The sequence below is a fragment of the Acinetobacter sp. MB5 genome (genome assembly GCF_003261585.1).
Taxonomy (GTDB): Bacteria; Pseudomonadota; Gammaproteobacteria; order Pseudomonadales; family Moraxellaceae; genus Acinetobacter.
Genome location: NZ_POVU01000001.1, coordinates 139,567 through 164,432, shown reverse-complemented (window position 1 = coordinate 164,432; position 24,866 = coordinate 139,567). Strand labels below are relative to the sequence as shown.

Genomic DNA, 24,866 nt, shown 5'->3' with positions numbered 1-24,866 from the left:
ATGAACTATGCACAATGTTGTAATCTGTGACCTGATCCGTACCCCGATTGGTCGTTATGCAGGCGCGCTGAGTTCAGTACGTGCCGATGATTTGGCGACCTTGCCCATTCAGTATTTAAAAAATAAACATCCCAATTTGCCGTGGGAACAACTCGATGAAGTGATTTTGGGCTGTGCCAACCAAGCGGGAGAAGATAACCGTAATGTGGCGCGCATGGCAGCACTGTTGGCGGGACTGCCTGAAAGTGTGCCTGCGGTGACCGTCAATCGTTTATGTGCTTCAGGCTTGGATGCGGTTGGACTGGCAGCGCGCAGTGTGAAAGCGGGTGAAGCAGAATTTATGCTGGCAGGTGGGGTTGAATCCATGAGTCGTGCGCCTTTTGTGCAGTCTAAATCGCAAGAAGCCTTTGCCCGCACCCCTGAAATCTATGACACCACCATTGGTTGGCGTTTTGTAAATAAGAAAATGCAGGCGAATTTTGGGATCGACAGCATGCCTGAAACGGCTGAAAACGTGGCAGAAAAATATCAGATTAGCCGTGCCGATCAGGATGCGTTTGCGCTACGCAGTCAGCAAAAAGCCGCAGAAGCCCAACAAGCGAAACGTTTCGATATCGAAATTATGCCTGTGGACATTACCAACCGTAAAAAACAGGTCACGCAGATCACGCAAGATGAGCATTTGCGTCCTGAAACAACCTTGGATGCCTTGGCAAAACTCAAAGCACCGTTTCGTACCCAAGGTGGAACAGTCACCGCTGGCAATGCTTCGGGTGTGAATGATGGCGCGGCATGTGTACTGATGACCAGTCAGGCATTTGCCGAACAGCATCAATTACAGCCTTTGGCACGCGTGGTGGGTTATGCCAGTGCAGGTGTCGAGCCGAAATATATGGGTATTGGACCTGTGCCTGCCATCCACAAAGTCTTGAAGCAAACAGGGCTTAGCCTAGAACAAATGGATGTGATCGAACTCAATGAAGCCTTTGCTTCGCAGTCGTTGGCAGTACTGCGAGAGTTGGGGTTAAGTGATGATGATGCACGCGTGAATCCAAATGGTGGTGCGATTGCGTTGGGGCATCCACTGGGCATGAGTGGTACGCGCTTAGTGATTACCGCAACCCATGAACTGAAACAGCGTCAAGGACGTTACGCCTTGTGTAGCATGTGTGTCGGTGTAGGACAGGGTGTCGCACTGATTCTGGAAAATCTCAGTGCAGTTTAAAGACCATTAAACAATAAAATAAAAATACTCAGGGAGAGTCATAATGCAGGTTCAACATACGGATATTCATGAAAACTTGCCACTTGAAACATTACGTCAGTTGCAATTTGAGCGTCTCAAGCAAACGCTGCATCACGCTTATCAAAACAGTGCCGTATATCGGCAGAAGTTTGATGCGGCGGGGGTGCATCCCGATGATCTGCACACACTGGCAGATTTGGCCAAGTTTCCATTTACCACCAAGCAGGATCTACGCGAAAATTATCCATTTGGCATGTTTGCTGTCCCGCAACAGGATATTGTCAGGTTGCATGCTTCATCGGGTACGACAGGCAAACCTACGGTCGTCGGTTATACCCAGCAAGACATTCAGACATGGGCAGACCTTATGGCACGGTGTTTGCGTGTTGCAGGGCTAGATCATTCAGATACGGTGCAAGTGGCGTATGGCTACGGTTTATTTACGGGTGGTTTAGGGGCGCATTATGGTGTGGAGCGACTCGGTGCAACAGTCATTCCGATGTCAGGCGGGCAGACTGAAAAACAAATTCAACTGATTCAGGATTTTAAGCCGACTGCCTTAATGGTCACACCATCTTATTGTGTCAATATTATTGAACAGTTAGAGAAGCAATGCGGTACAGCCAAGGAAACTTCCTTGAAAGTCGGAATCTTTGGTGCAGAACCTTGGACAGAAGAAATGCGCCGTGAAATTGAAACCCGTCTGAATATCAAGGCACTGGATATTTATGGGTTGTCTGAGGTGATGGGACCTGGGGTTGCTATGCAGGCCGCAGATGACACGATGGGTTTAACCATTTGGGAAGATCATTTCTATCCTGAAATTATCCATCCTGAAACAGGTGAAGTGCTGCCTGATGGTGAAATTGGTGAGCTGGTGTTTACCACCATTACCAAACAGGGTATGCCTGTGATTCGTTACCGTACCCGTGATTTGACCTGTCTGATGGCGGGACAGCACTGTGCCATGCGCCGTATGCAAAAAGTGGTTGGACGCAGTGATGACATGCTGATTATTCGCGGGGTCAATGTTTTTCCGACCCAGATTGAGGAGCAGATTCTTAAAATTCCACAACTGATTCCAAATTATGAAATTCATGTGTCGAAGAAAGGACATATGGATACATTGCATATCCGAACGGAAATGAGTCAATATACGCAAACCGCCGCGTTACAGCTCGCACAAGAGTTACAGCACAAAATCAAGACCATGGTTGGTGTTTCTGTAACGGTTGAAATTCTGGCTGAAGCGATGCTGCCGAGATCGGAAGGCAAGGCAAAACGCGTCATTGACTTAAGAAAGATCGCCTAAGCAGGATAACCTGCATATTTAAAAGTTAGAGAGATATGAGCGTACGTATTCAGCACATTATTCAGTATTTGATTGAACAAGAACCCCTCAGTGCGACCTCTTTGGTGTCGAGTATTTATGGGGATTCAATTTTGCATCGGGGCGGCAACATTAGTCTGGCGAGCCTGATTCAACTGGTTGAACCTTTTGGGTTTAATGATCGTGCGGTACGTACAGCCGTATTTCGTCTGGTAAAAAATGAATGGCTCGATTCACAAAAGGTGGGTCGTACCAGTTTTTATCGCATTACCGATGCCAGCCGCAAAGTCTATTTGCAGGCAGAGCAGCGTATTTATAACCATCAAATGCGTGAGTGGGATCACTATTGGGATCTGATTTTGCTGAGTTCAGTAGAGATGGAAAATAAAGTCACATTGAAAAAAGAACTGGAATGGCTCGGTTTTTCCAGTATTGCGACCAATGTGATGGCCTATCCAGGATTTGATCAAGCCAAGCTACAAAAGCTGCTGATTGAATTGAACATGATGGATCAGGTGGTGGTGTTTAAAGCACAAACACTCGATCTGTGGGCAGGTTCTTCCGATACGGTGGCGCGTATGCTGGAAGTGAACTGGCCGATAGACGAAATCAAACAGCGCTATTTAAAATTCTTGGAACAGTTTAGAGAAATTGCAGCCTTACTGAATCAGGAACAGGAAGAGATCAGTCCGCAGCAGGCATTTTTACTGCGTATTTTATTGATTCATCATTATCGCCGTATTTTACTCAAAGATCCGTCTTTGCCGCTCGAGCTGTTGCCTGCCGACTGGCCTGCGGTGAATGCCCGCAATTTAAGCGTGAATATTTACAAACGTATCTTTGAACAGGCCGATGAATATTTTCTGTCGATTGCCAAAACTGCCGAAGGTTCACTGCCTGCGATTAATTCCAATTTTTACAAGCGTTTTGGTGGTTTGGAACTTGCTGCCGCATCATAAAAAGGATGACCAGATATGCCATGTTATTCAATTGACGGGGTAATGCCTGTGGTTCACCGTCAGGCATTTGTACACCCAACCGCTGTGTTGATTGGTGATGTGGTGGTAGATGCAGGGGCATATATTGGGCCTTTGGCAGTCTTAAGAGCTGATTTTGGCGGTATCCGCATTGGTTACCATGCCAATGTGCAGGACAACTGTGTGATTCATGGCTTTCCGCAAAGTGTGACTGTGGTCGAAGACATGGGGCATATCGGACATGCTGCGATTTTGCATGGTTGTAAAGTCGGAAAAAATGCCATGATTGGCATGAACAGTGTGATTCTGGATGACTGTGAAATTGGTGAAAATGCGATTATTGGTGCGAACAGTACCGTAACGGCAAAGACCAAGATTCCCGCCAACAGCCTAGCACTGGGCAGCCCTGCAAAAATTATTCGGGAATTAAGAGCTGAAGAAATTGCATGGAAAACTCAAGGGACACAGCAATATATCGAGTTGACTCAGCGCTGTTTGCGTAGCCTGCAAGAGGTTACATCATTGAATGAGCAAGACTTGCTACTACCTCGTAAATCCTACTTGGATTTTCAGGCAGAGCACCACACAAAACAAAAATAAACGATACATTTTATTATGTAAAATTTAATAATGTGTTTTATTTAATACTGTGTATTTTATTTGAATTTTTTAAACTTTTAATCGCTATATTTGCCATAAATTCAGCACAAATTTTCATTAAACCGATAAATTTATTGTTTTTATTTTGCGTAAAAAATATGCAAAATAAATGTTGATTTTTTTACTTGTGATTATATGATATGAAATATATATTTTAATAAATAAAATGTATCATAAAAATCACGGAGTGATGGCATGAGTCAAAATGAGTTTGATTACATTGTATGTGGTGCAGGTTCAGCAGGATGCGTCGTGACTTCACGCTTGCTTGAACATAAAAAAGGAACCGTCTTGCTGCTTGAGGCTGGTGGAAATGACAACAGTATTTTTATTCGTATGCCTGCGGGTGTACAGCAGGTGATTGCCACCAAAACTTGGCAATACACCACTGAACCAGACCCGAGTACCTATAATCGTCGGATGTCCTGTGCCCAAGGGAAAGTTTTGGGCGGAAGTAGTTCGGTCAATGGCATGATTTATTTGCGTGGTCACAAGGAAGACTACGATGAATGGGAACAAAAATATGGCTGTGAGGGTTGGGGATTTTCTTCGATCTTGCCGTATTTTAAAAAAGCCGAAAATAATGAAACCTTGTCAGGCGAATATCATGGTACACAAGGGCCTTTACATGTCAGTGATAACCACTATCGTCATCCACTCAGTCGCGCTTTTATTCAGGCAGGGCAAGAACTGGGTTTGAATTATGTCACGGACTTCAACGGAAAGTCTCAGCAGGGCGTTGGATTCTTCCAAACCACGACACATAAAGGTGAGCGCGCCAGTACTTCAAAAACCTATTTGAATCGAGTCAAAGATAACCCCAATTTAACGGTACAGTTGAATGCATTGGTCGCACAGGTGATTGTGGAAAATGATCGCGCTGTTGGGGTGAAATGTATCATCAATGGCACGGAGCAGATCTTTAAAGCTCGCAAAACCGTGGTGGTCAGTTCTGGTTCATTGGGATCTCCGAAAATTCTGATGCTTTCAGGGATTGGACCACAGCAGCATCTACAGTCTGTCGGTATTCCAACCATCAAAAATCTGCCTGTCGGGCATAACTACCATGACCACATGCATGTCTCGGTCAATGCCACCATCAAACAGCCTATTTCACTGTATGGTGAAGATTTGGGCTTTAAAAAACTGGAGAATGGTCTGCAATGGTTGATGTTTAAAAAAGGTGTGGTGTCTTCCAATATTTTAGAAGCAGGGGCATTCATCGACACCAACAATGAAGGTCGTCCAGACATTCAGGCACATTTTTTACCTGGACTGGATACATGGGATGATCCAAGCGGTTTAGGTCAGGGCAAGACCCATGGTATTACATTTAAGAACTGTCATTTGCGCCCACGCTCACGTGGCAAGGTCAGCCTAAGTAGCAAAAATCCTGAAGATATGGTGAAAGTACAAGGTAATTTGTTACATGACGATTATGATATGGCAGGCATGATTCGGGCGACACAATTTGGTATGGACTTAATGAAAATGCCTGCCTTGTCGCAATATGTCGATGATGTATTTTCACCGACAGCTGATCGTAACGACACCCAAGCCATCGAAGAATTTGTACGTAGTACCTGTAAAACGACCTATCACCCTGTGGGCACTTGCCGTATGGGACAACATGAACAGGATTCGGTGGTTGATTTAGACTTAAAAGTACATGGTATCGACAATTTACGCGTCATTGATTGCTCGGTTTTTCCATCTGTACCGAGTGGCAATACCAATGCACCAACCATTGCCGTAGCAGAACGCGCTGTCGATTTATTGATTCAACAAACCTAAGCGGGACACATGAGCTTTTTAGAGGATGAATTTATGCTCAATACGATGATTTATCAGGGACAACACATACAAGGTTTGGAGAAGTCATTTGATGTACTGAATCCTGCGACATTAGATGTAATTGCAAGCTGTTCTTCTGCAAGTTCACAACAAGTGGATGAAGCTGTAAGTGGCGCAGTTGCCGCCTTTCAAACTTGGCAGAACACCAGTGATGTTGAAATCAGCCGAATGCTCGAGCAGATTGCCAATGATATTGAGGCAGATAAAGAAAATATTGCCCGACTCATTACACAGGAACAGGGCAAACCTTTGTTCTTGGCAGAACTTGAAGTGGATCTGGCAGTGTACTGGACGAAGATCACCAATCAGCTTGAGATTCCAGTATTAAAACATACCGATGAAAATGGCAAACATATGCAGGTTTATCATCGTCCACTCGGTGTTGTCGCTTCGGTTACGCCGTGGAATTGGCCATTTATGATTGCAGTGTGGCACTTGATTCCTGCACTGAAAACCAAGAATTGTGTCATTAACAAACCTTCAGAATTTACGCCGTTAAGTACCATTCGGCTGGTCGAGATTATTAACCGCCATGTGCCTAAAGGGGTTTGTAATTTGCTGCTGGGCGCAGGTGAGGTCGGGTCGCAACTAACCAATCATGTCGATGTTGCCAAGGTCACCTTTACAGGTTCAACGCCTGTAGGCAAAAAGATCTTGGCGGCTTCAGTTGAGCAGCTCCGTCATGTGGTACTTGAACTGGGTGGTAATGATGCCGCATTGGTACTAGATGATGTGGATGTTGATGAAATTGCAGCGAAAATTTTTATGAGTGCATTTTTTAATGCAGGGCAAACCTGTGCCTGTATTAAACGGGTTTATGCGCATGAAAGTGTCTATGATCGTCTCGTGGCAAAATTGGCAGAAATTGCAGACAGCCAAATTTTGGGAGATGGTTTAAACCCTGAAACCACACTAGGCCCTGTGCAAAATGTCAATCAGTACCGAAAAGTACAAGGTTTACTCGAAAAAGCTTTGGAAGATGGTGCAAAGATTGCCAATAAACAGCAAATTGCTGTGCCTGAAAAAGGCTACTTCTTACGTCCACTGATTTTGACGGATATGTCTGAAGACAGTGAAATTTTTGCAACTGAACAGTTTGGGCCAATTTTGCCGATTGTAAAATTCTCAGATTTGGATGACGTGATTGTACGTGCCAATCAATCGACATATGGTCTGGGTGGATCTGTCTGGTCGAGTAACATTGAACAGGCTGCTGCCATAGCAAGCCAGTTACAAACAGGAACAGTTTGGATCAATAGTCATTCTGACGTTTCTCCATATGCCGAGTTTGGTGGCTGGAAACAGTCAGGCTTGGGTTGTTCATTTAGTCTAGACGGCTTGCTGGAATTTACCCATAAACAGGCGATTCATATTCCAAAAAATTAGCAGTTTTTTTTTGATCAGTTGAAGTATGATATTCAGCTGATCGTTCAGCATGGGCATAAATTGAACATGCTGAAATGCACATCTTGATTTTGTTTAGGATTAATTGACTCAGGATGTGTCCGTTACTTACCCACTTGAATCTTCAGATGAGGGATTATCATGGATTTTCGACATTGGGTCGCTTTTGTGGACAACTTTACGACCTCTATTGCGCAGGTAATGCCTGTGGACAGCTTCTTTTCCTATGAGATGGCATCGCCTTCTTTTGCACATTCTTATTATTATCAAAATCTTCCTAAAACAATGGTTGATTCATACCTGAACAAGGATTATTTGCATGATCCTCTGTTTTTTGGTCGCCACTATGCAAACAAGGAAAATATGGTGGTGCTGAGTCAGCAGCCGATTACTACGGAATATCAAGAATTTATAAATGAAAACCAAGTGGTAGACAATGTTGAATTGTTCTTTAAGATTAACCAAGTGCCCATCAAGGGACTGAGTCTGATTCGGGCCAATCAAAAGCCATTTTCTGTCCAAGAATTGCAACTTTTGCAAGGTTTCTATTCACTGGCGAACTATCATTTTTCACAAACCTTTGAAAGCCCACAAAAAAGCTTGTGTCAGCGAATTGTTCAGGAATTTACCAAAAAAGAGCAGCAAGTTATTGAACTGATTATGCAAGGCAAGAAAAATCAGAGTATTGCAGATGAGCTTTTTGTGAGTTTACCGACCATTAAAACCCACATTCAGCATATCTTTCAGAAAATGCATGTCGGTAGTAAACAAGAGCTGATTAGTAAAATCATGCATTTGAGTTAATCTGATTGAATCGTGATCAGATTTCAGTTATTGTCAATTGCGATGATCAATGAGACTCTTTTTATAAATGTCTAGGGTCATCGCTTTGATGGATTAAAGTGCACCGCAACAAGGAATGCTGCGTTTAGGTGCATAAAAACAAAAAAACTGGAAGGATTAAGCCAGCATCTCACACAGAATGTCTTGGATTTTATGGCATGGGTTTTGCTTAATTCTGTTTTTCGTTGTTTGCATTGGAAAGTCTATGTTAAACAGTTTCATTCACAATTTGTATTCGCGCTGTGATGCGTTCGCATCTGCTAGCCGATACTATTTTTATTTAGTGCGTATTCAGCTAAATAAACGCTTTTCTTTATACAAACGCTTCTTCATTAATATTCTGCAAGTCTAATTTCCCACGCCCTCAAAAATCTCTACAGATTTTTCTTTTTCTATTGATCTAAGTTTCTAAGTCTGACGATGGCATTGCGGACTACGGCATAGATGTGTCTGCATTTTAGAAAATTGATCAATTCCAAATACGACAACAACATTCCTAACATTTGAATGGAAGGAAGGAGTACGTATGCAAGAAATACCCCAAAAGAAAATGGGCGTGAGCATATTAACTGCTTTTACTATTTGTGCAGTGATTGTGCTCGATACGTTAACGGCATCAGCCATGATAGGACCATCAGCATTTACGTGGTGGATACTTATGCTGATCGGTTTTGTATTGCCATATACCATGGTGGTTGCTGAACTTGGCACAACATGGGTGGCAGAAGGTGGGATTTACGACTGGGTTAAACGTGCATTTGGTGATGGTATGGCAGCACGTACCTCATTTATGTACTGGATTAATGTCGGTTTATGGATGCCCTCAGTTTTTATCCTGTTTGCAGGAAGTTTTTCGGCATTATATTGGCCAGATATGGGGATTACGGTACAAATCATCATGTGTTTGTTGCTGACATGGTTAACCATCTGGTTTTGTAATACATCAACCAAAATTAGTCTCAATATTGCCAAATGGGGTGCTTGGGCTAAGGTGTTTGTCATCCTTGCCTTAGGTGTTGCAGGGGTATTGCACGCCTTTCAATATGGTGTGGCAAACCATTTCACGCTGCAAAGTATGTTGCCAAAACTGAGTGAAGGCAGCAAATTTTTGCCTGTGATTATCTACAGTTTACTTGGACTGGAACTGGTTGCCTGTATGGGAAAACTAATTGACAGACCTGCACAGACCATGACCAAAACCATGCAGATTTCGGCCATTCTGATCGCAGCATTGTATTTGTTTGGAACTCTGGGAATTTTGGTTGCATTGCCACAAGATCACATTAGCTTGGTATCGGGGATTATTGATGCACTCAAGATTTTGTTTTCTGGAAGTTTGTTTGCAAAAGTAATGCTGCATTTACTGTGTATCTGCACCTTATTTAGCTTTATTTGCAATATGGTGACATGGACTTCGGGAGCAAGTCGGGCAGCAGCGGAAGCGGCACTGGCTCAAGATTTACCTAAATGGCTCGCCATCAAAAGTCCAAAATATGACACGCCAGTCGGGGCAAATAATGCAACAGGTGTGGTGTCGAGTGTGGTGATTTTAAGTTATAGCCAGTTTGCACAAGGCAATAATGATCTGTTCTGGTCGATCTTTTCATTTTCCAGTTGCATCTTTTTATTGCCGTATTTGTTTCTGTTTGCAGCGTGGTTCAGCTTGAGAAATAAATATCCCGATCAGCCGCGGCCTTACCGCGTACCTGGCGGTCAGTTCGGAAAATATCTGGTGTTGTGCTTAGGACTGTTTTTTATTGGGCAGGGAATTATTTTGTTTATTTTTCCTGATCTTTTAATTGGATCAATCTCAATGCAGCACAGCTTGCCAATTATTTTAGGCTTAGTCATTACATTGATTGTACAAGAGATTTGTGTTTACAAGACGCTCAAAGTACAACGAGATATTTCTTAGAAAAAATTTATATTTAGGTATTTATGATGAAAAAAGTTACCGTTGCAGCCACGCAAATGCAATGCACATGGAATCTTCAGGACAATATTACGCGAGCGGAAAAACTGATTCGACAGGCACATGCACAGGGCGCCCAAATTATTCTGATTCAGGAACTATTCGCTGCACCTTATTTCTGTATTGATCAGCATCCTGCACACTATGCGCTGGCTGAAGAAGTCGTAACCAGCCCGTTACTACAGCACTTTTCGGCATTGGCAAAAGAGCTTGAGGTGGTTTTGCCTATCAGCTTCTTTGAAAAATCCAATCAAGCATATTTTAATTCTTTAGCCATGATTGATGCAGATGGCACAGTGCTCGATATTTATCGGAAAACCCATATTCCCAATGGGCCTGCTTATCAGGAGAAGCAATTTTTTATTCCTGGAGATACAGGTTTTAAAGTCTGGAAAACCCGTTATGCCACGGTCGGTGCAGCGATTTGTTGGGATCAGTGGTTCCCTGAAACAGCCCGTAGTTTGGCATTAATGGGGGCTGAAGTTTTATTTTTTCCAACAGCAATTGGCTCAGAACCTGCCGATGCACAACTTGATAGTCGAGATCACTGGGTACGGGTACAACAGGGACACGCCGCAGCCAATATGCTACCTGTGATTGCATCGAACCGTATTGGCACAGAGCAAAGTAAGTTTATCCCAAACTATGAAATGACTTTCTATGGTTCGTCATTTATTGCCGATCAGACAGGGGCAATTTTGCAGCAGGCTGATCGTGATCAGGAAACTGTGTTAGTTCAAGCTTTTGATTTGGATAAGATTGCGCAGCAACGTGCCGCATGGGGGCTGTTCCGAGATCGCCGCCCTGAACATTATCAAATACTTTTAACTTCTGACGGCAAACAATAATTTTGAAAATAGGAAAATACACATGACAACTTTAAGCTTAAAACAACAAGGATTTTACATGCCAGCCGAGTGGCACCCACATGAAGCTGTATGGATGATTTGGCCGTACCGTACCGATAACTGGCGTGCGGATGCAGCACCAGCCCAGCAGGCTTTTGCCCAAGTAGCACAAGCTATTTTACAAACTACGCCAGTGTTTATGGCTGTATCTCAGAGCGAAATGCAAAAAGCACAACAGACCATGTCTCGAGAGGTTCAACTGGTTGCTATGGATAGTGATGATGCTTGGATGCGAGATGTTGGCCCGACCGTGGTGATTCATTCAGAAGGGCAACGCTGTGGTGTTGACTGGACTTTCAATGCTTGGGGTGGTTTGCATGGAGGGTTGTATAGTCCGTGGGACAAAGATCAGGAAATTGCCAATCAGGTTTCTGATTCACATCAAATAGATACACACTCGACCTCATTGGTTTTGGAAGGTGGTTCGATTCATGTGGATGGTGAGGGTACATTGCTGACCACTGCCGAGTGTTTACTTAACCCAAATCGTAATCCAGATTTGACTCAAGAACAGATTGAACAACAACTTGCCGCATGTCTAGGCGTAGAAAAATTCATCTGGTTGCCAGATGGTGTGTTTAATGATGAAACAGATGGACATGTCGATAACATGTGCTGTTTTGTTCGTGCGGGTGAAGTTGCATTGCACTGGACAGATGACCCGCAAGACCCACAATATGCGCGTTCACAACAGGCTTTATCAATTCTTGAATCAACAACAGATGCACAAGGGCGTAAGCTTAAGGTCTGGAAACTACTTGCACCAGGCCCATTGTATGCAACCTCTGATGAAACGGCAGATGTTGCTTCTGGCCCAGCCATTGAACGAATAGAAGGGAATCGTTTAGCGGGTTCTTATGTGAATTATTTGATCACTAATCAACAGATTATTTATCCATTGCTAGATCAAAGAACCGATCAACAGGCGCATGAATTATTTTCTGAGATGTACCCTGATTATTTAATTACAGGCGTACCTGCACGTGAGATTTTGTTGGGTGGTGGCAATATTCATTGTATTACCCAACAAATTCCAGCCCATGTAAATAACATATAAATATGTAACTTTGACCAGTGGCTAAGGTTGCTGGTCAAACTTATATCATCGTATAGCCAGTAAGATTTGCTTAAAGTTAACGAAAGTTAATCATTTGGCAGCAAGATTTTATGTTGCATATACACATTCGCAAACCAGATGCTTTAAACTTATCGAAATGGTGTTTCCGAGATAACTAGATGTCTGAGTCCAAAGACAACTCAACAAAAATTAGTGCAGATGAACATAAACAAAACATTGATTATATTTTTAATGAAGTTGGGTTTAGTTTTTTTGTACTGAAAAACTTTTTATGGTTTTTCTGGTGGTTGGACTTAGGAATGTTACCTGGGAAAATTATTTCTTATCTCTATTCGAATCATGCGACATGGCTGTCTTATGATTATGATTTAAGAAGTTACTCATGGTTAATGCTCGATAAGACACCAACCTTAAGTTATATTGGCTGGTTTTTTATTGCCTTAGCGCTTTCTAATCCAAAAACGATCCAGCAGTTATTTTATCGGATTCCCATTCTAAAAATTAAAATTACCCGTGATTTGTTAAGTCCACAAACATTGGTTTATGGATTTTTTATCGGATTTCTCGCTTCGCATTTGTCGAGCGTTTTGATGGATTTACCAGATATTCTGTCTGCATATTCCCTTGACTATCTTCGAATTTTTTAAGATCTATAACTGAATTATATGAAAAACTATCAATATGATAGTTTTTTATCGCTTACATAGTGTTTACATGGATTTATACAACAAAAAGCCACTTAGGATTAGTACACCTAAGTGGCTTTTAAAATTTGGTGGGCCCACACAGACTTGAACTGTGGACCAACGGATTATGAGTCCGCTGCTCTAACCAACTGAGCTATAGGCCCTATAAGATACAAATGCTTGTATTTTAAAGCATTTATTTTGATTCGCATCATATATAAATTTGTTGAAAATTACAAGGTTTTTAACAAGTAAAACCAATTGTAAATTGCAAAAAATGCTGAATATATTGCGTTATCTCTTGCGCTTGCAGATTTTAGATGATGCATGGAATAAAAGTAAAGCTAAGTTAATCATTTATTGATCAATCTATACGTAGACATCCTGATTGAGACAAGCTGTTGATGCGCTATGAGGTCAAGTCAGATCTAATTTAAATAAGAATAATAATGAAATTCGGTAGAATCTGGTCAATCAAATCTAGCTATAAATTCCTAAATTCTTCAAGAAATTTAAGTTAGTATGGACACATTAATATCGAGTTCTTAATAAGTTACAAATATGGATCGATTGGAATGTAATCGCATGTTGATTGCGGTAATTGAAAAGGGAAGCTTTGCTAAGGCTGCTGAACTACGATTTACCAGTGTTGCCCAAGCTTCCAAATTAATTGCACGATTAGAAAATGAGCTTGGTGTACAGTTATTACACCGTTCAACACGCGCGTTACGGACTACAGAGATTGGTCAGGCCTATTATTTACAAGTTAAACAGTTAATGGCTGAGTTTGATGAGTTGGAAGTGAGTGTCAAGAATCAGTCACTAACTCCAAGTGGACGTATTAAAATTAGTGCGCCAAGTTCATTTGGTGTCAATCAGTTAAGTCATGCCTTGGTCGAATTTGCCCAGTTATATCCTGAAATTGAGTTGGATGTTAGTTTTACAGATCGTTTAGTGAATGTGATTGATGAAGGTTTCGACTTGGCAATTCGAATTGGGCTTTTAGAAGACAGTAATTTGATTGCCAGACATTTACTGGATATACAAATTATGCTCGTGGCATCTCCAAGTTATTTGCAGCAGACGAATTTACCTGAGCATCCACAAGATTTATTGCAACATCAATGTATTATCGATCGAAATTTTAAAGAACCAGAATTATGGCGATTTTATCATGTCGAACAGCCCTCACAGCGAGAAGCCGTACAGGTGCATGGTCGGATTAGTTTTGCCAATACAGAAGCTTGTAATACTGCGGCTTTAGCGGGGTTAGGAATTTGTCGTATTCCAAGTTTTATTTGTGAACCCTCATTAAAGGCACAAAAACTCATACCAGTGATGCCAAATTATCGAATCCAAAGTAGCGGGTTATATGCGATGTATCCGCCATCACGACATTTAGCGAACAAAATTAGATGCTTGATTGATTTCTTAAAAAAATATTTTGAAGATCGGGCATGGGGCTAGGTGATTTGATTGAATTAATTGTTTCTAAAATGGAAATAATATTTTGCTTATAGACTGATTAATCTACTGAATAAAAATAATTATGCTATTCCCATAACGTCATCGTTGAAGGAAATGATTATGCACACGACAAGCGCAAGCACAGCACCTTATGCAGCTCTATTACTCCGAGTGAGTCTGGCAATTTTATTCTTTGCGCATGCGGGATTAAAATATTTTATTTTTACCCCAGCAGGCACAGCACATTTTTTTGAATCTGTTGGTGTTCCAGGCTGGATGGCCTATGTCACTATGACATGGGAATTCTTGGGGGCAATTGCATTACTGGTTGGTTTTATGCCACGTTTAGCTGCACTGGCACTTATTCCTGTATTGCTTGGAGCAATTTTTACTGTCCATGGTGCAGCAGGATTCTGGTTTACTAATCCAAATGGTGGTTGGGAATATCCAGCGTTCTGGATTATTGGATTAATTAGCTTGGCATTGATAGGTGATGGACCGTATCACTTAAAAGCTTCTTTCAAATCATAAAATTAATCATAAGTGTGATGGAATTTCATCACACTTTTTCTGAATTAAAAAGGTCGCACAATGTTAGTCAATGGGCAATGGGTAGAAAACTGGCAACCCGTACAAGGCGTGGATCAGGAAGGTGGGTTTGTACGCCAACAGTCTACATTCAGAAACTGGGTTACGCCTGATGGACAGGCAGGTCAAACTGGAGAAGATGGTTTTCAAGCGGAAAAAGATCGATATCATCTTTATGTTGCATTAATTTGCCCGTGGGCTTCACGTACTTTAATTGCACGTGAATTGAAAGGTTTAACAGACATTATTTCTGTTTCTGTCGTTGAACCTAAATTGAGTGATTTTGGCTGGCGTTTTGGAGATGCTTTTGCAGCAGATCAGGATGTACTGAATCATAAGCAATACATGCATGAAATTTACACCATGGCAGAGCCTAATTTTACAGGGCGAGCAACAGTACCTGTGTTATGGGATAAAAAACGTCAAACAATTGTGAATAATGAGTCAGCAGATATTGTACGTATGCTGAATAATGGGTTTTCAAACCTAGTTCAGACGGATTACAACTTATATCCTGAACATTTACAGCACGAAATTGATGTTTTAAATGAGCAGATTTACCACAAGTTGAATAATGGGGTATATCGCGCTGGTTTTGCCACGACACAAATTGCTTATGAACATGCAGTCAATGATGTGTTCGACATGCTGGATCTGCTAGATGAACGTTTAGAAGACAGACGTTATTTGTTTGGTAGCCAGTTTACAGAAAGTGATATTCGTTTGTTTGTTACACTGATCCGTTTCGATGTGGCATATCATGGCTTGTTTAAATGTAATGTAAAAATGTTGAGTGACTATCCACAATTAAGTCGCTACGTTCAAGATATATTGATGATTTCTGGTGTTGCTAAAACGGTAAATTTTGAGCACATCAAGCAAGGCTACTATTCAATTAAGTCCTTAAATCCTTTAGGAATAGTTCCCGTAGGGCCACAAAGTAATTTCCAGTTTCCAACTTCAGGTGTATGAAATGAGTATTAAGCTGATCATTTTTTTACATGGTGTTGGTAGTCAGGGAGATGATTTACGACCTGTTGGACAATTTTGGCAACATTATTTTCCTAAACTTGAGATTACAACACCCAATGCACCCTATTCTTTTATGAATAGCTCAGAAGCCTTTCAATGGTTTAGTATTCAGGGGGTGACTGAAGAAAACCGCCTGCAACGCATTGAGCAAGCACGTGCCGCTTTCGATCAGACAATCCAAAATATTCTAGAGCAGTACCAATTACAGGATCATCTGGATCAGGTGCTATTTTGTGGCTTTTCACAAGGTACGATCATGGCATTAGATGCTGTTGCTTCAGGACGCTGGAATGTTGCAGGTGTAATAGGATTCTCTGGAAGATTAGCCACACCAATTCAATCGGATTTGGCTCATAAACCTAAAATCTTATTGTTGCATGGTCAGGACGATTCAGTCATTCCTGTAACTGAATCCATTCATGCAGAACAACAGCTCAGACAAGCAGGTTTTAACATAGCACTTCAGACATTTGAGAATTTAGGACATTCAATCAATCAGACGGAATTACAACAAAGTTTGTCTTATATTCGTTCATTCTGATTGGAATACAGTAAAAGCTCAGTCATGAGTTTTTACTGACTCAGATAAAGAATTGAATAAATCGGATTCAATGAATTATAAGATAAGATTCCGGTTATAAATAAAAAAATAATCAAGGGAGTTGATATTGAAAGTTTCTACGTCACCTAGAAAGATAAGATCTTTATTACAATTCTTCGTTTTAAAAATAACTTATAAAAGAGGTTGTCTCATTGAGATAAAAAATAAATTAAATTATAAAATACACATAATAAATATATGGATTTAAAAACTACTTTTTATTACCAAAATACAACATGGAGTTTATAAATTTTATCTAAAACTTATCTTATCGTTTTGAATTTTTTCTACACAATCAAATAAATATAATTCGGACAAAGATATCTCTAATTATTAAATACTTCTCATTTTTTATTATTAGCGTGATTTTAAATACGATTAGGGAATAGAGTAATGTAATTTTTATTCATTTAAAATTAAATCTAAAAATGATCCATTCCATGTACGTGTTAAAAAAATATAAAAATAATATATTGATAGATTTGATTTTTTTGATTAATAATCAGAAAGATTTTATAAATGTAAAATAACATTGTGTTTCTAAGATCAGAAATTCGATGTTTTTTTATTTTTAATTTTTTAAATATCAATATTTTATTGCTTGAGCACTACGTGATGATGAGCGTTTTTGAAAATAGTCGAAAGCATTTTTTGCCATGGATCATGGGCTTATTTATGGCAATTTTATTTTTAGTTGTCACGCATGCTTTTTGTTATTTGATGGCGCGGCGAAATCTTGATCATTATGCGGCTGAAATTTTAACTTTAGCAGATCGAATCGCATTGCAATTACAGCAGTCTATTGATGAGTCTATTGCGCTTGGAATACATGACTGTTCTGAACAAAATTTAGTCAAAATGCGAATGATTTTATGGAATAAGCATTTTGTCAATGATATCGCGGTAGTGAAGGATCAGCGTATTATCTGTTCTGCAGTTTGGGGGGAAAAATTTAATAAAACTCAGGCATTCTCTAAAGTCGGATTTATTGATCAAAATGGTTATAAAAAAATCGAAAATAAAGGGGGATACTTGCCATTCCACAGCTCAGGAAACATAACAACCAAACAAGATATAGCTGTGGTCACAGCTCCTTATGCATTTGAAAATATTTCCACACTAGCAAACAAGTATGATATACGCCTGACTACACCGAACGACCAGTATGTGTTTTTTCAGACCAAGCCTCATCCGTATAGTCTCTTGTCGTTTTTACCCTTGCAATCTATAGACACAACGACGTGTTTAAAAAATACTTTTTTTTGTGTGCACATGCAGGACAATCAGGCGGGAATTGCCCATTTTTCATGGGTGGTTTTATGGATGATAGCAATAATTGGTGCTTTTTTTGGTGTAATTACAACGTATATCTTAAGTTATACTTTAATGGGGAGAAATGCACTATCAAACCGATTAAAGCGAGCAATCAGGAACAAAACAATTTATGTTGAATATCAACCTATTGTTGAGATGAAAACACAGCGTATTTCTGGTGTAGAAGCTTTGGTGCGTTGGAAAGATAAAAAATATGGACAAGTATCACCTGAATTATTTATTCGATTAGCTGAAAATGCCAATATTGATGGTGAAATTACAAAATTAGTTTTAAGTCGAACTTTAGCTGATTGTGTGAATTATATTAAATTTGATCCAAAATTTTCGGTCAGTATTAACTTGGGAAAAAGTGATTTGACGACTGATGGTTTTATTGAGTATGCCCATCAAAAAATTCAATCTTATTTTATTAATCCTCATCAAGTTGTATTTGAAATTACCGAACGTGTGAATATTGATATTAAAGATTTAGAAAATAAAATTCAGCAAATTAAAAATATTGGTTGTCGAGTAAGTTTGGATGATTTTGGTACGGGAACTTCTAATTTATCTTCTCTATCTGGGTTGTCATTTAATTTAATTAAAATTGATCGCATGTTTATTCGACATTTTACAAGTAATCAATATTGGGAAAATATTTTAGATGCTATTTTATCTCTAGCACAAGAAAATAATCATCCTATTATTTTCGAAGGGGTAGAAACAGTAGAGCAATATAATTATTTATCAAGTAAGGCATCTAATGGTTTTATACAAGGCTGGCTGTTTTATAAATCAATGGATAAACATAAATTGCATGATGTCATCACTAAAAATCATGGATATCATTATTGAAAAATTATTAGACTTCTTTCATAGTTACTTACACCCTCTTTATTTTTCTCCCATAGGGAGAAATAAAAAGGACTTATGCAAGAAGTCTATTCAACCGTGATGGTTTTTAAAATGTAATCTGCCTTTTAAATCTTTGCGCTGAGGTGATAGATTGTTGCATTGATGCAACAAAACGTTTTATCTATAAGCATGCAATCTATTGCTGAATGTTTAAAATGTTGGTATGACTTATTCGTTTGCGAGACAAACAAAATGAACTTGAAAGCATTATCTCTTGGTTTAGCTGTCGCAGTTGCAAGCTCACTTACTGTTGCTGCACCAGTTGCATACAAAATTGATCCAACTCATACAGCAACAGTTTTTTCATGGAGTCACTTTGGTTTTTCTACACCAAGTGCGAACTTCTCTGCAATTCAAGGTGTAATTAATGTTGATAATGCAAAACCTGCAAATTCTTCAGTAAATGTTACAATTCCAGTGAGCAGTGTAAATACTAACGTACCTGCTTTAGATAAAGAATTTCAGGAAGAAGGTTGGTTTAATGCTGAGAAGTATCCAAACATTACTTTCGTAAGTACTAAAGTTCAGACTACAGATAAAAAACATTTTAAAATTACAGGTAATTTGACTGTTAAAGGAATTACTAAACCTGTTGTTTTAGATGCTGTTCTTAACAAACAAGGTATTCACCCGATGACTAAAGATGAAGCTGTAGGTTTTAATGCGACAACCAGCTTCAACCGTTCGGATTTTGGTCTTGCGAATTATGTCCCATATGTTGGTGACAAAATCACTGTAAATATTACGACTGAAGCGCATGCAGCGAAGTAATACTGATACTTAAATTAGAAGCTTGCATTTAAAAGATGCAAGCTTTTTTTTGTCTAGAATAAATTGAAATTATTAGACTTCTTTCATAATTGTTTACAACCTCTTTACTTTTCTTCCTGAGCAAATTGAAATATATTTCAATGCAGCGTAAGAGAAATAAAAAGACTTATGAAAGAAGTCTATTCTCTTTAAGAATGAATAATCAGCTAGGAAAAAAACTACTTTTGTCATTAAATATTTAAAAATTATAAGATTGATCTTTAAACTTCTTTAACTCTAAAACTTAAAATTATTTATAAGTAAAAAAATGTTTGTTGTAACTGATTTATTGAAGTCTATGGCATATAGTTAAAGACAGATACATTTTAGTCATGCATGAAAATACACCAGATCGAAATAAATCATCTATAAAATTCATGAAAGAGGTTAAATTCTGATTAAAAAAATAATGCCATTTCTTATTGTCACGGATTTGGACGGTTCTCTATTAGATCATAATGACTATAGCTGGTCTGCCGCAGAACCTTGTCTAAGCCGATTAATTCAAATGAACATCCCTATTATGTTTTGTACCAGCAAAACACGATCTGAAGTACATATGTTACAAGTGCAGATGGGTTTGAGTGGTCAGCCCGCTATTTGTGAAAATGGTGCAATATTATTGGTTGAGGGTAAAACTAAAATAATTTCTGCTGATTGCGCTAATTTGAATTATTGTGAAATCACTCAGATTTTAGATCGAATTCGGGCTGTTTATGGATTAGATTTTACTGGATTTCACGATGTTGACACGCAACAAATCATGAAGTGGACTAACCTACCTATTGAATCAGCAAGGTTGGCTCAGGAACGTTTAGCATCTGAACCGATCATATGGCAAGGTACGTCCTTGCAGTTTAAGCAATTTCAACAGTGTCTTGAAGAATATCGGCTATGCTTGATTCAAGGCGGCCGATTTTGGCATGTTATGAATATCGGGAGTGATAAAGGGGCCGCTTTATCTGCTTTTTTACAACAAGAAAGGCATCAGCAAAGATATTGGAAAACAGTAGGCCTAGGAGATAGTCCGAATGATCTTCCTTTATTGGAAATCACTAACTTTGCAGTCGTAATTCGCACAGGGCAATCTAATGGGATAGCCTTATCTCGTAAAGACTTACAAAACATTTATTACAGTGAATATTATGGGCCTAAAGGCTGGTGTCAGGGTATTCAGCATTTTTTATGTCAGTAGTGAACTTTATAAAAAAGGAGATCACGATGTCAGATTTTTACCAAAATGGATCATTTACGAATTTTCATAATTTAACCTCTCGTTCAGTGGGTGAATTGGAACAAGAACTGATCGGGTTTTCGCGGCGTAGAAAAATGGGATTAATTTTACCTTCACTATTTTCCGAACTGGAAGGCCCTGCATTAGACAATATTATTCAAGAGCTGACCAAAGTTCCTTATTTAGAAGAAATAGTGATTGGTTTAGACCGAGCCAGCCGAGATCAATTTTTATATGCTAAAGACTTCTTTAGCCGATTACCCCAGCGTCATCGTATTTTATGGAATGATGGGCCACGCTTAAGAGCGATTGATGAAAAATTACAAAGCCAAGGACTTGCACCTTTAGAAGCAGGGAAAGGGCGGAATGTCTGGTTTTGTATGGGATATAACTTAGCTTCAGATCGTACTGATTGTGTTGCTTTACATGATTGCGATATTTTGACCTATGATCGTTCTATGTTGGCACGACTGATTTATCCTGTAGCCAATCCTACTTTTCAATATGTGTTTTGCAAGGGGTATTATTCCCGTATTGCGCAAAATAAATTAAATGGGCGTGTTTGCCGCTTGCTTTTGAGTCCTTTATTGCGTTCTTTACAGTCAGTCTATGGCCACCATGATTTTTTAGATTATTTATCTAATTTTCGTTATGCACTGTCGGGTGAATTTGCAATGCGGACACGCGTGTTAAATAGCATAAAAATACCCAGTGATTGGGGGTTGGAAATTGGAATGTTGTCTGAAATTTATCGTAACTACAGTCCTAGACGCAGTTGCCAAATCGACATTCTGAATAATTATGAACACAAGCATCAGCCTTTGGCAAATGAAGATGGAACAGGTGGCTTAAAGCGCATGAGCAATGACATTATTTTGTCTTTAATGCGAAAATTAGCGACTCTTGGAGTCAATATTACCAATGATTCTTTTCGTATTTTAAAGGCCACGTATTATCGCAATGCCTTGGATATGATCGAAATCTATCACCATGATGCAGTAATGAATGGATTAAGCTTTGATTTGCATACTGAAGAGGTAGCTGTGGAATTATTTACCCAGTGCATTCTCGAAGCAGGTCAGGCCTTTATTGAAAGACCCAATGATCAGCCTTTTATTCCAAGTTGGAATCGGGTTGAATCAGCATTTCCCAATATTTTTGAAGAACTGTACGATGCAGTTGAAGAAGATAATCTTGGGCGAGTTTAAGCGAATGATGCATTTAGATAACAATTTTCTGTCAGATTCAAGCTATTGATGATGCTGAGTACTCAATCTGATTGAAACATTACATTTTAATTTTCTTCAACATATCACGACATTTATATAAATATGTTCGAAGAGAAGCACCTTACATTATGACTATGAAAGGTGCTGATATGTTTAAATTTTAAGGTTCGTCACATAGTGTTTGAGGACTTCTGCTGATTTTGACATGAGTGCAGGAGCATAGTTTTGATTGTCCTCTCGCAACAATGGAATATTGATATTGGCTTTACGTAGTTCGCAGGTATGCCCAATCAACCATTTTTCTAAATCTTCTTCTGCTACCTCAATATGAAACTGCAAGGCTAGAATGTTATCCCCAATTTTAAATGCTTGGTTCGGGTACAGTGCAGAGCTTGCCAATAATTCAGCTTGAGCAGGTAAGTCAAACGTATCTCCATGCCAGTGTAAAACAGCCGTATCTCCGAGTGTTGCTAAAGGATTATCCACAGCTTGAGATAAAGTGAGAGAACTCCAGCCAATTTCTTTAGCTGGTCCAGCATAAACAGAAGCACCAAGTGCATGAGCAATCAGTTGTGCACCTAAACAAATGCCCAGTGTTGGTTTGTTGGCTGCAAGGCGTTGTTTGAGTCCTGCGATTTCATCAATTAAAAATGGATAATCATCTTGCTCATAGACACCGATTGGGCCACCTAAAATTACAACCAAGCCATCATAATTTAGAGCTGTTGTTAAATCATCAACACCAGCATCAAAGTAACGAACACGATAACCATATCGATAGAAGACATCTTCTAGAGCACCTAAATCTTCAAAAGCAAGATGCTGGATGGCATAAACTGTTTTGGGCAAATTAGGATGTAATGTTGTTGTCATGATCTTAAAAAGAATGTAGATAAAATCAAAACATAAACAATCAGCAGAAAAAATCAAGTTGATCTGACATTATTTGATACTGAATTTTGCGATCAAAAGATCGGGCATAAAAAAGCTGATTTCAACCAAACAATCTAAAATTGTATTGTGTCTAAATCAGCTTCGAATAAAAAATACAGCGAATCGAGGTTCGCTGTATACCGTAGCAAATACGCTACAAAAGGCTAAATCAGAAGAAACCTAACGCTTTAGTTGAGTAGCTGACCAACAAGTTTTTAGTTTGTTGATAGTGGTTCAACATATCTTTATGGTTTTCACGACCGATACCTGAACGTTTGTAGCCACCGAACGCTGCGTGAGCAGGGTAGATGTGGTAACAGTTTGTCCAAACACGACCAGCTTCAATTGCACGACCCGCGCGGTAAGAAGTGTGTGCTGAACGAGACCATACACCTGCACCTAAACCATAAATGGTGTCGTTTGCAATTTTCATTGCATCATCAAAGTCTTTAAAAGTGGTCACAGACAGTACAGGCCCAAAGATTTCTTCTTGGAAGATCTTCATGCTGTTGTCGCCTTTGAAGATTGTTGGTTCGATATAGAAACCACCTTCAACGTCATGACGAGGAGAACCACCTGTTAATATTTGAGCGCCTTCATTGCGACCTGTTTCGATGCAACCCAAGATTTTATTTTGCTGTTGAACAGAAGCTTGAGCACCGATCATGGTATCTGTATCAAGAGGGTGGCCTGTTCTGATACGTTTTACACGTTCAATCGCTTTTTCCAAGAATTTGTCAGCAATGCTTTCTTGAACAAGTGCACGAGAAGGACAAGTACAAATTTCGCCTTGGTTCAATGCAAACATTGCAAAGCCTTCAAGTGCTTTGTCTAAGTAGTCATCATCTTGATCCATAACGTCTTCAAAGAAGATGTTTGGTGATTTACCACCAAGTTCAAGCGTTACAGGAATAATGTTTTCTGTTGCATACTGCATGATCAATTGACCTACAGCAGTAGAACCTGTGAATGCAATTTTTGCAATACGTGGGTTAGTTGCCAATGGGCGACCTACTTCCGCACCAAAACCGCTCACGATGTTCAGGATACCTGGTGGAAGAATATCTTGGATCAATTCAATTAAAACTAAGAGACTTACAGGGGTTTGCTCAGCTGGCTTCATAACGATACAGTTACCTGCTGCCAATGCTGGTGCAATTTTCCATGCTGCCATCAAGATTGGGAAGTTCCAAGGAATGATTTGGCCTACAACACCGAGTGGCTCATGGAAGTGATAAGCGATGGTATCTTCATCGATTTCAGAAATGCCACCTTCTTGTGCACGAATACAGCCTGCAAAATAACGGAAATGGTCGATTGCTAGTGGGATGTCTGCAGCCAATGTTTCACGGACTGGTTTACCGTTGTCCCAAGTTTCTGCTACTGCAAGAACTTCAAGATTTTCTTCTAAACGGTCAGCAATTTTAAGCAACAAGTTAGAACGAGTTGTAGGAGATGATTTGTTCCATGAAGCTTTTGCTTTATGTGCAGCATCTAACGCAAGTTCAACATCTTCAACGCTTGAACGTGCAACAGTTGTAAAAACTTTACCATCTACTGGAGAACTATTTTCAAAATACACGCCTTTTACTGGTGGAACCCATTCGCCACCAATAAAATTTTCATATTGAGATTTAAATTGAACTTTTGAACCAGGTTGATTAGGATCAATATAGCGCATGTGAAAATTCCTTTGCTTTATTTTATATCATCTAACAAAAGCATACTGCTTCTGATAAAGTACTTCTGGTACATTACGGATATAATAATAATCATAAATTAGGT

Annotated in this window: 21 protein-coding genes and 1 tRNA gene; 19 read left to right on the top strand and 3 right to left on the bottom strand. The window is 39.6% G+C overall.

Annotated elements, in window-relative coordinates:
• Window positions 1–7 precede the first annotated feature (7 nt).
• From pcaF to C1A47_RS00700, 11 genes are all read left to right on the top strand, one after another.
• Window positions 8–1,225, top strand: coding sequence for a 3-oxoadipyl-CoA thiolase (pcaF, locus tag C1A47_RS00750; RefSeq protein ID WP_111891452.1), 1,218 nt, complete (start codon window positions 8–10; stop codon window positions 1,223–1,225).
• Between the two features lie 43 nt (window positions 1,226–1,268).
• On the top strand, window positions 1,269–2,558 hold the full coding sequence (paaK, locus tag C1A47_RS00745) for a phenylacetate--CoA ligase PaaK (protein WP_111891450.1): 1,290 nt from the start codon (window positions 1,269–1,271) through the stop codon (window positions 2,556–2,558).
• A 35-nt stretch (window positions 2,559–2,593) separates the two neighbouring features.
• On the top strand, window positions 2,594–3,535 hold the full coding sequence (gene paaX, locus C1A47_RS00740; protein WP_111891448.1) for a phenylacetic acid degradation operon negative regulatory protein PaaX: 942 nt from the start codon (window positions 2,594–2,596) through the stop codon (window positions 3,533–3,535).
• A 15-nt stretch (window positions 3,536–3,550) separates the two neighbouring features.
• On the top strand, window positions 3,551–4,153 hold the full coding sequence (locus C1A47_RS00735) for a gamma carbonic anhydrase family protein (protein ID WP_111891446.1): 603 nt from the start codon (window positions 3,551–3,553) through the stop codon (window positions 4,151–4,153).
• A 255-nt stretch (window positions 4,154–4,408) separates the two neighbouring features.
• Window positions 4,409–6,007 carry a GMC family oxidoreductase gene (locus C1A47_RS00730; protein WP_111891444.1) on the top strand — a complete coding sequence of 533 codons (1,599 nt, stop codon included), beginning with the start codon at window positions 4,409–4,411 and terminating at the stop codon, window positions 6,005–6,007.
• 9 nt (window positions 6,008–6,016) lie between these two features.
• Window positions 6,017–7,453 (top strand): aldehyde dehydrogenase family protein, encoded by a 1,437-nt coding sequence (locus C1A47_RS00725; protein ID WP_413772943.1) that lies wholly within the window; start codon window positions 6,017–6,019, stop codon window positions 7,451–7,453.
• Window positions 7,454–7,612: 159 nt separating this feature from the next.
• Complete coding sequence (locus C1A47_RS00720) at window positions 7,613–8,275, top strand: response regulator transcription factor (protein ID WP_111891440.1); 663 nt, start codon at window positions 7,613–7,615, stop codon at window positions 8,273–8,275.
• 565 nt (window positions 8,276–8,840) lie between these two features.
• Entirely contained in the window at window positions 8,841–10,229 is a 1,389-nt protein-coding gene (locus C1A47_RS00715; RefSeq protein ID WP_111891438.1) for an APC family permease, read from the top strand.
• Window positions 10,230–10,252: 23 nt separating this feature from the next.
• Complete coding sequence (aguB, locus tag C1A47_RS00710; RefSeq protein ID WP_205669571.1) at window positions 10,253–11,134, top strand: N-carbamoylputrescine amidase; 882 nt, start codon at window positions 10,253–10,255, stop codon at window positions 11,132–11,134.
• Between the two features lie 22 nt (window positions 11,135–11,156).
• Entirely contained in the window at window positions 11,157–12,251 is a 1,095-nt protein-coding gene (gene aguA, locus C1A47_RS00705; RefSeq protein ID WP_111891434.1) for an agmatine deiminase, read from the top strand.
• 179 nt (window positions 12,252–12,430) lie between these two features.
• Window positions 12,431–12,919 (top strand): hypothetical protein, encoded by a 489-nt coding sequence (locus C1A47_RS00700; RefSeq protein WP_111891432.1) that lies wholly within the window; start codon window positions 12,431–12,433, stop codon window positions 12,917–12,919.
• 126 nt (window positions 12,920–13,045) lie between these two features.
• Here the strand turns inward: C1A47_RS00700 and C1A47_RS00695 are convergent.
• Window positions 13,046–13,122 (bottom strand) — tRNA-Ile (locus tag C1A47_RS00695).
• A 421-nt stretch (window positions 13,123–13,543) separates the two neighbouring features.
• On the opposite strand from C1A47_RS00695, the gene C1A47_RS00690 reads away from it, so the two are divergent.
• The 8 genes from C1A47_RS00690 (at window position 13,544) to C1A47_RS00655 (ending at window position 22,127) form a co-directional block, all read left to right on the top strand.
• A complete protein-coding gene (locus C1A47_RS00690) occupies window positions 13,544–14,425 on the top strand; it encodes a LysR family transcriptional regulator (RefSeq protein WP_171294312.1) in 882 nt (293 codons plus the stop codon).
• Between the two features lie 120 nt (window positions 14,426–14,545).
• On the top strand, window positions 14,546–14,956 hold the full coding sequence (locus tag C1A47_RS00685) for a DoxX family protein (protein ID WP_111891428.1): 411 nt from the start codon (window positions 14,546–14,548) through the stop codon (window positions 14,954–14,956).
• A gap of 60 nt (window positions 14,957–15,016) precedes the next feature.
• Complete coding sequence (locus C1A47_RS00680; protein WP_111891426.1) at window positions 15,017–15,985, top strand: glutathione S-transferase family protein; 969 nt, start codon at window positions 15,017–15,019, stop codon at window positions 15,983–15,985.
• 1 nt (window position 15,986) lies between these two features.
• Window positions 15,987–16,586: an alpha/beta hydrolase gene (locus tag C1A47_RS00675; RefSeq protein WP_111891424.1), complete on the top strand. Its 600-nt coding sequence runs from the start codon at window positions 15,987–15,989 to the stop codon at window positions 16,584–16,586.
• 675 nt (window positions 16,587–17,261) lie between these two features.
• Complete coding sequence (locus C1A47_RS00670; protein ID WP_111891422.1) at window positions 17,262–18,815, top strand: EAL domain-containing protein; 1,554 nt, start codon at window positions 17,262–17,264, stop codon at window positions 18,813–18,815.
• 252 nt (window positions 18,816–19,067) lie between these two features.
• Entirely contained in the window at window positions 19,068–19,646 is a 579-nt protein-coding gene (locus C1A47_RS00665; RefSeq protein WP_111891420.1) for a YceI family protein, read from the top strand.
• A gap of 448 nt (window positions 19,647–20,094) precedes the next feature.
• Entirely contained in the window at window positions 20,095–20,880 is a 786-nt protein-coding gene (locus tag C1A47_RS00660) for an HAD-IIB family hydrolase (protein WP_111891418.1), read from the top strand.
• Window positions 20,881–20,906: 26 nt separating this feature from the next.
• Window positions 20,907–22,127: a glycosyl transferase gene (locus C1A47_RS00655; protein WP_111891416.1), complete on the top strand. Its 1,221-nt coding sequence runs from the start codon at window positions 20,907–20,909 to the stop codon at window positions 22,125–22,127.
• 174 nt (window positions 22,128–22,301) lie between these two features.
• Here the strand turns inward: C1A47_RS00655 and C1A47_RS00650 are convergent, their stop codons facing one another.
• A complete protein-coding gene (locus C1A47_RS00650; RefSeq protein WP_111891414.1) occupies window positions 22,302–23,021 on the bottom strand; it encodes a glutamine amidotransferase in 720 nt (239 codons plus the stop codon).
• A gap of 229 nt (window positions 23,022–23,250) precedes the next feature.
• Window positions 23,251–24,762, bottom strand: coding sequence for an aldehyde dehydrogenase family protein (locus C1A47_RS00645; protein ID WP_111891412.1), 1,512 nt, complete (start codon window positions 24,760–24,762; stop codon window positions 23,251–23,253).
• Between the last annotated feature and the right edge of the window lie 104 nt (window positions 24,763–24,866).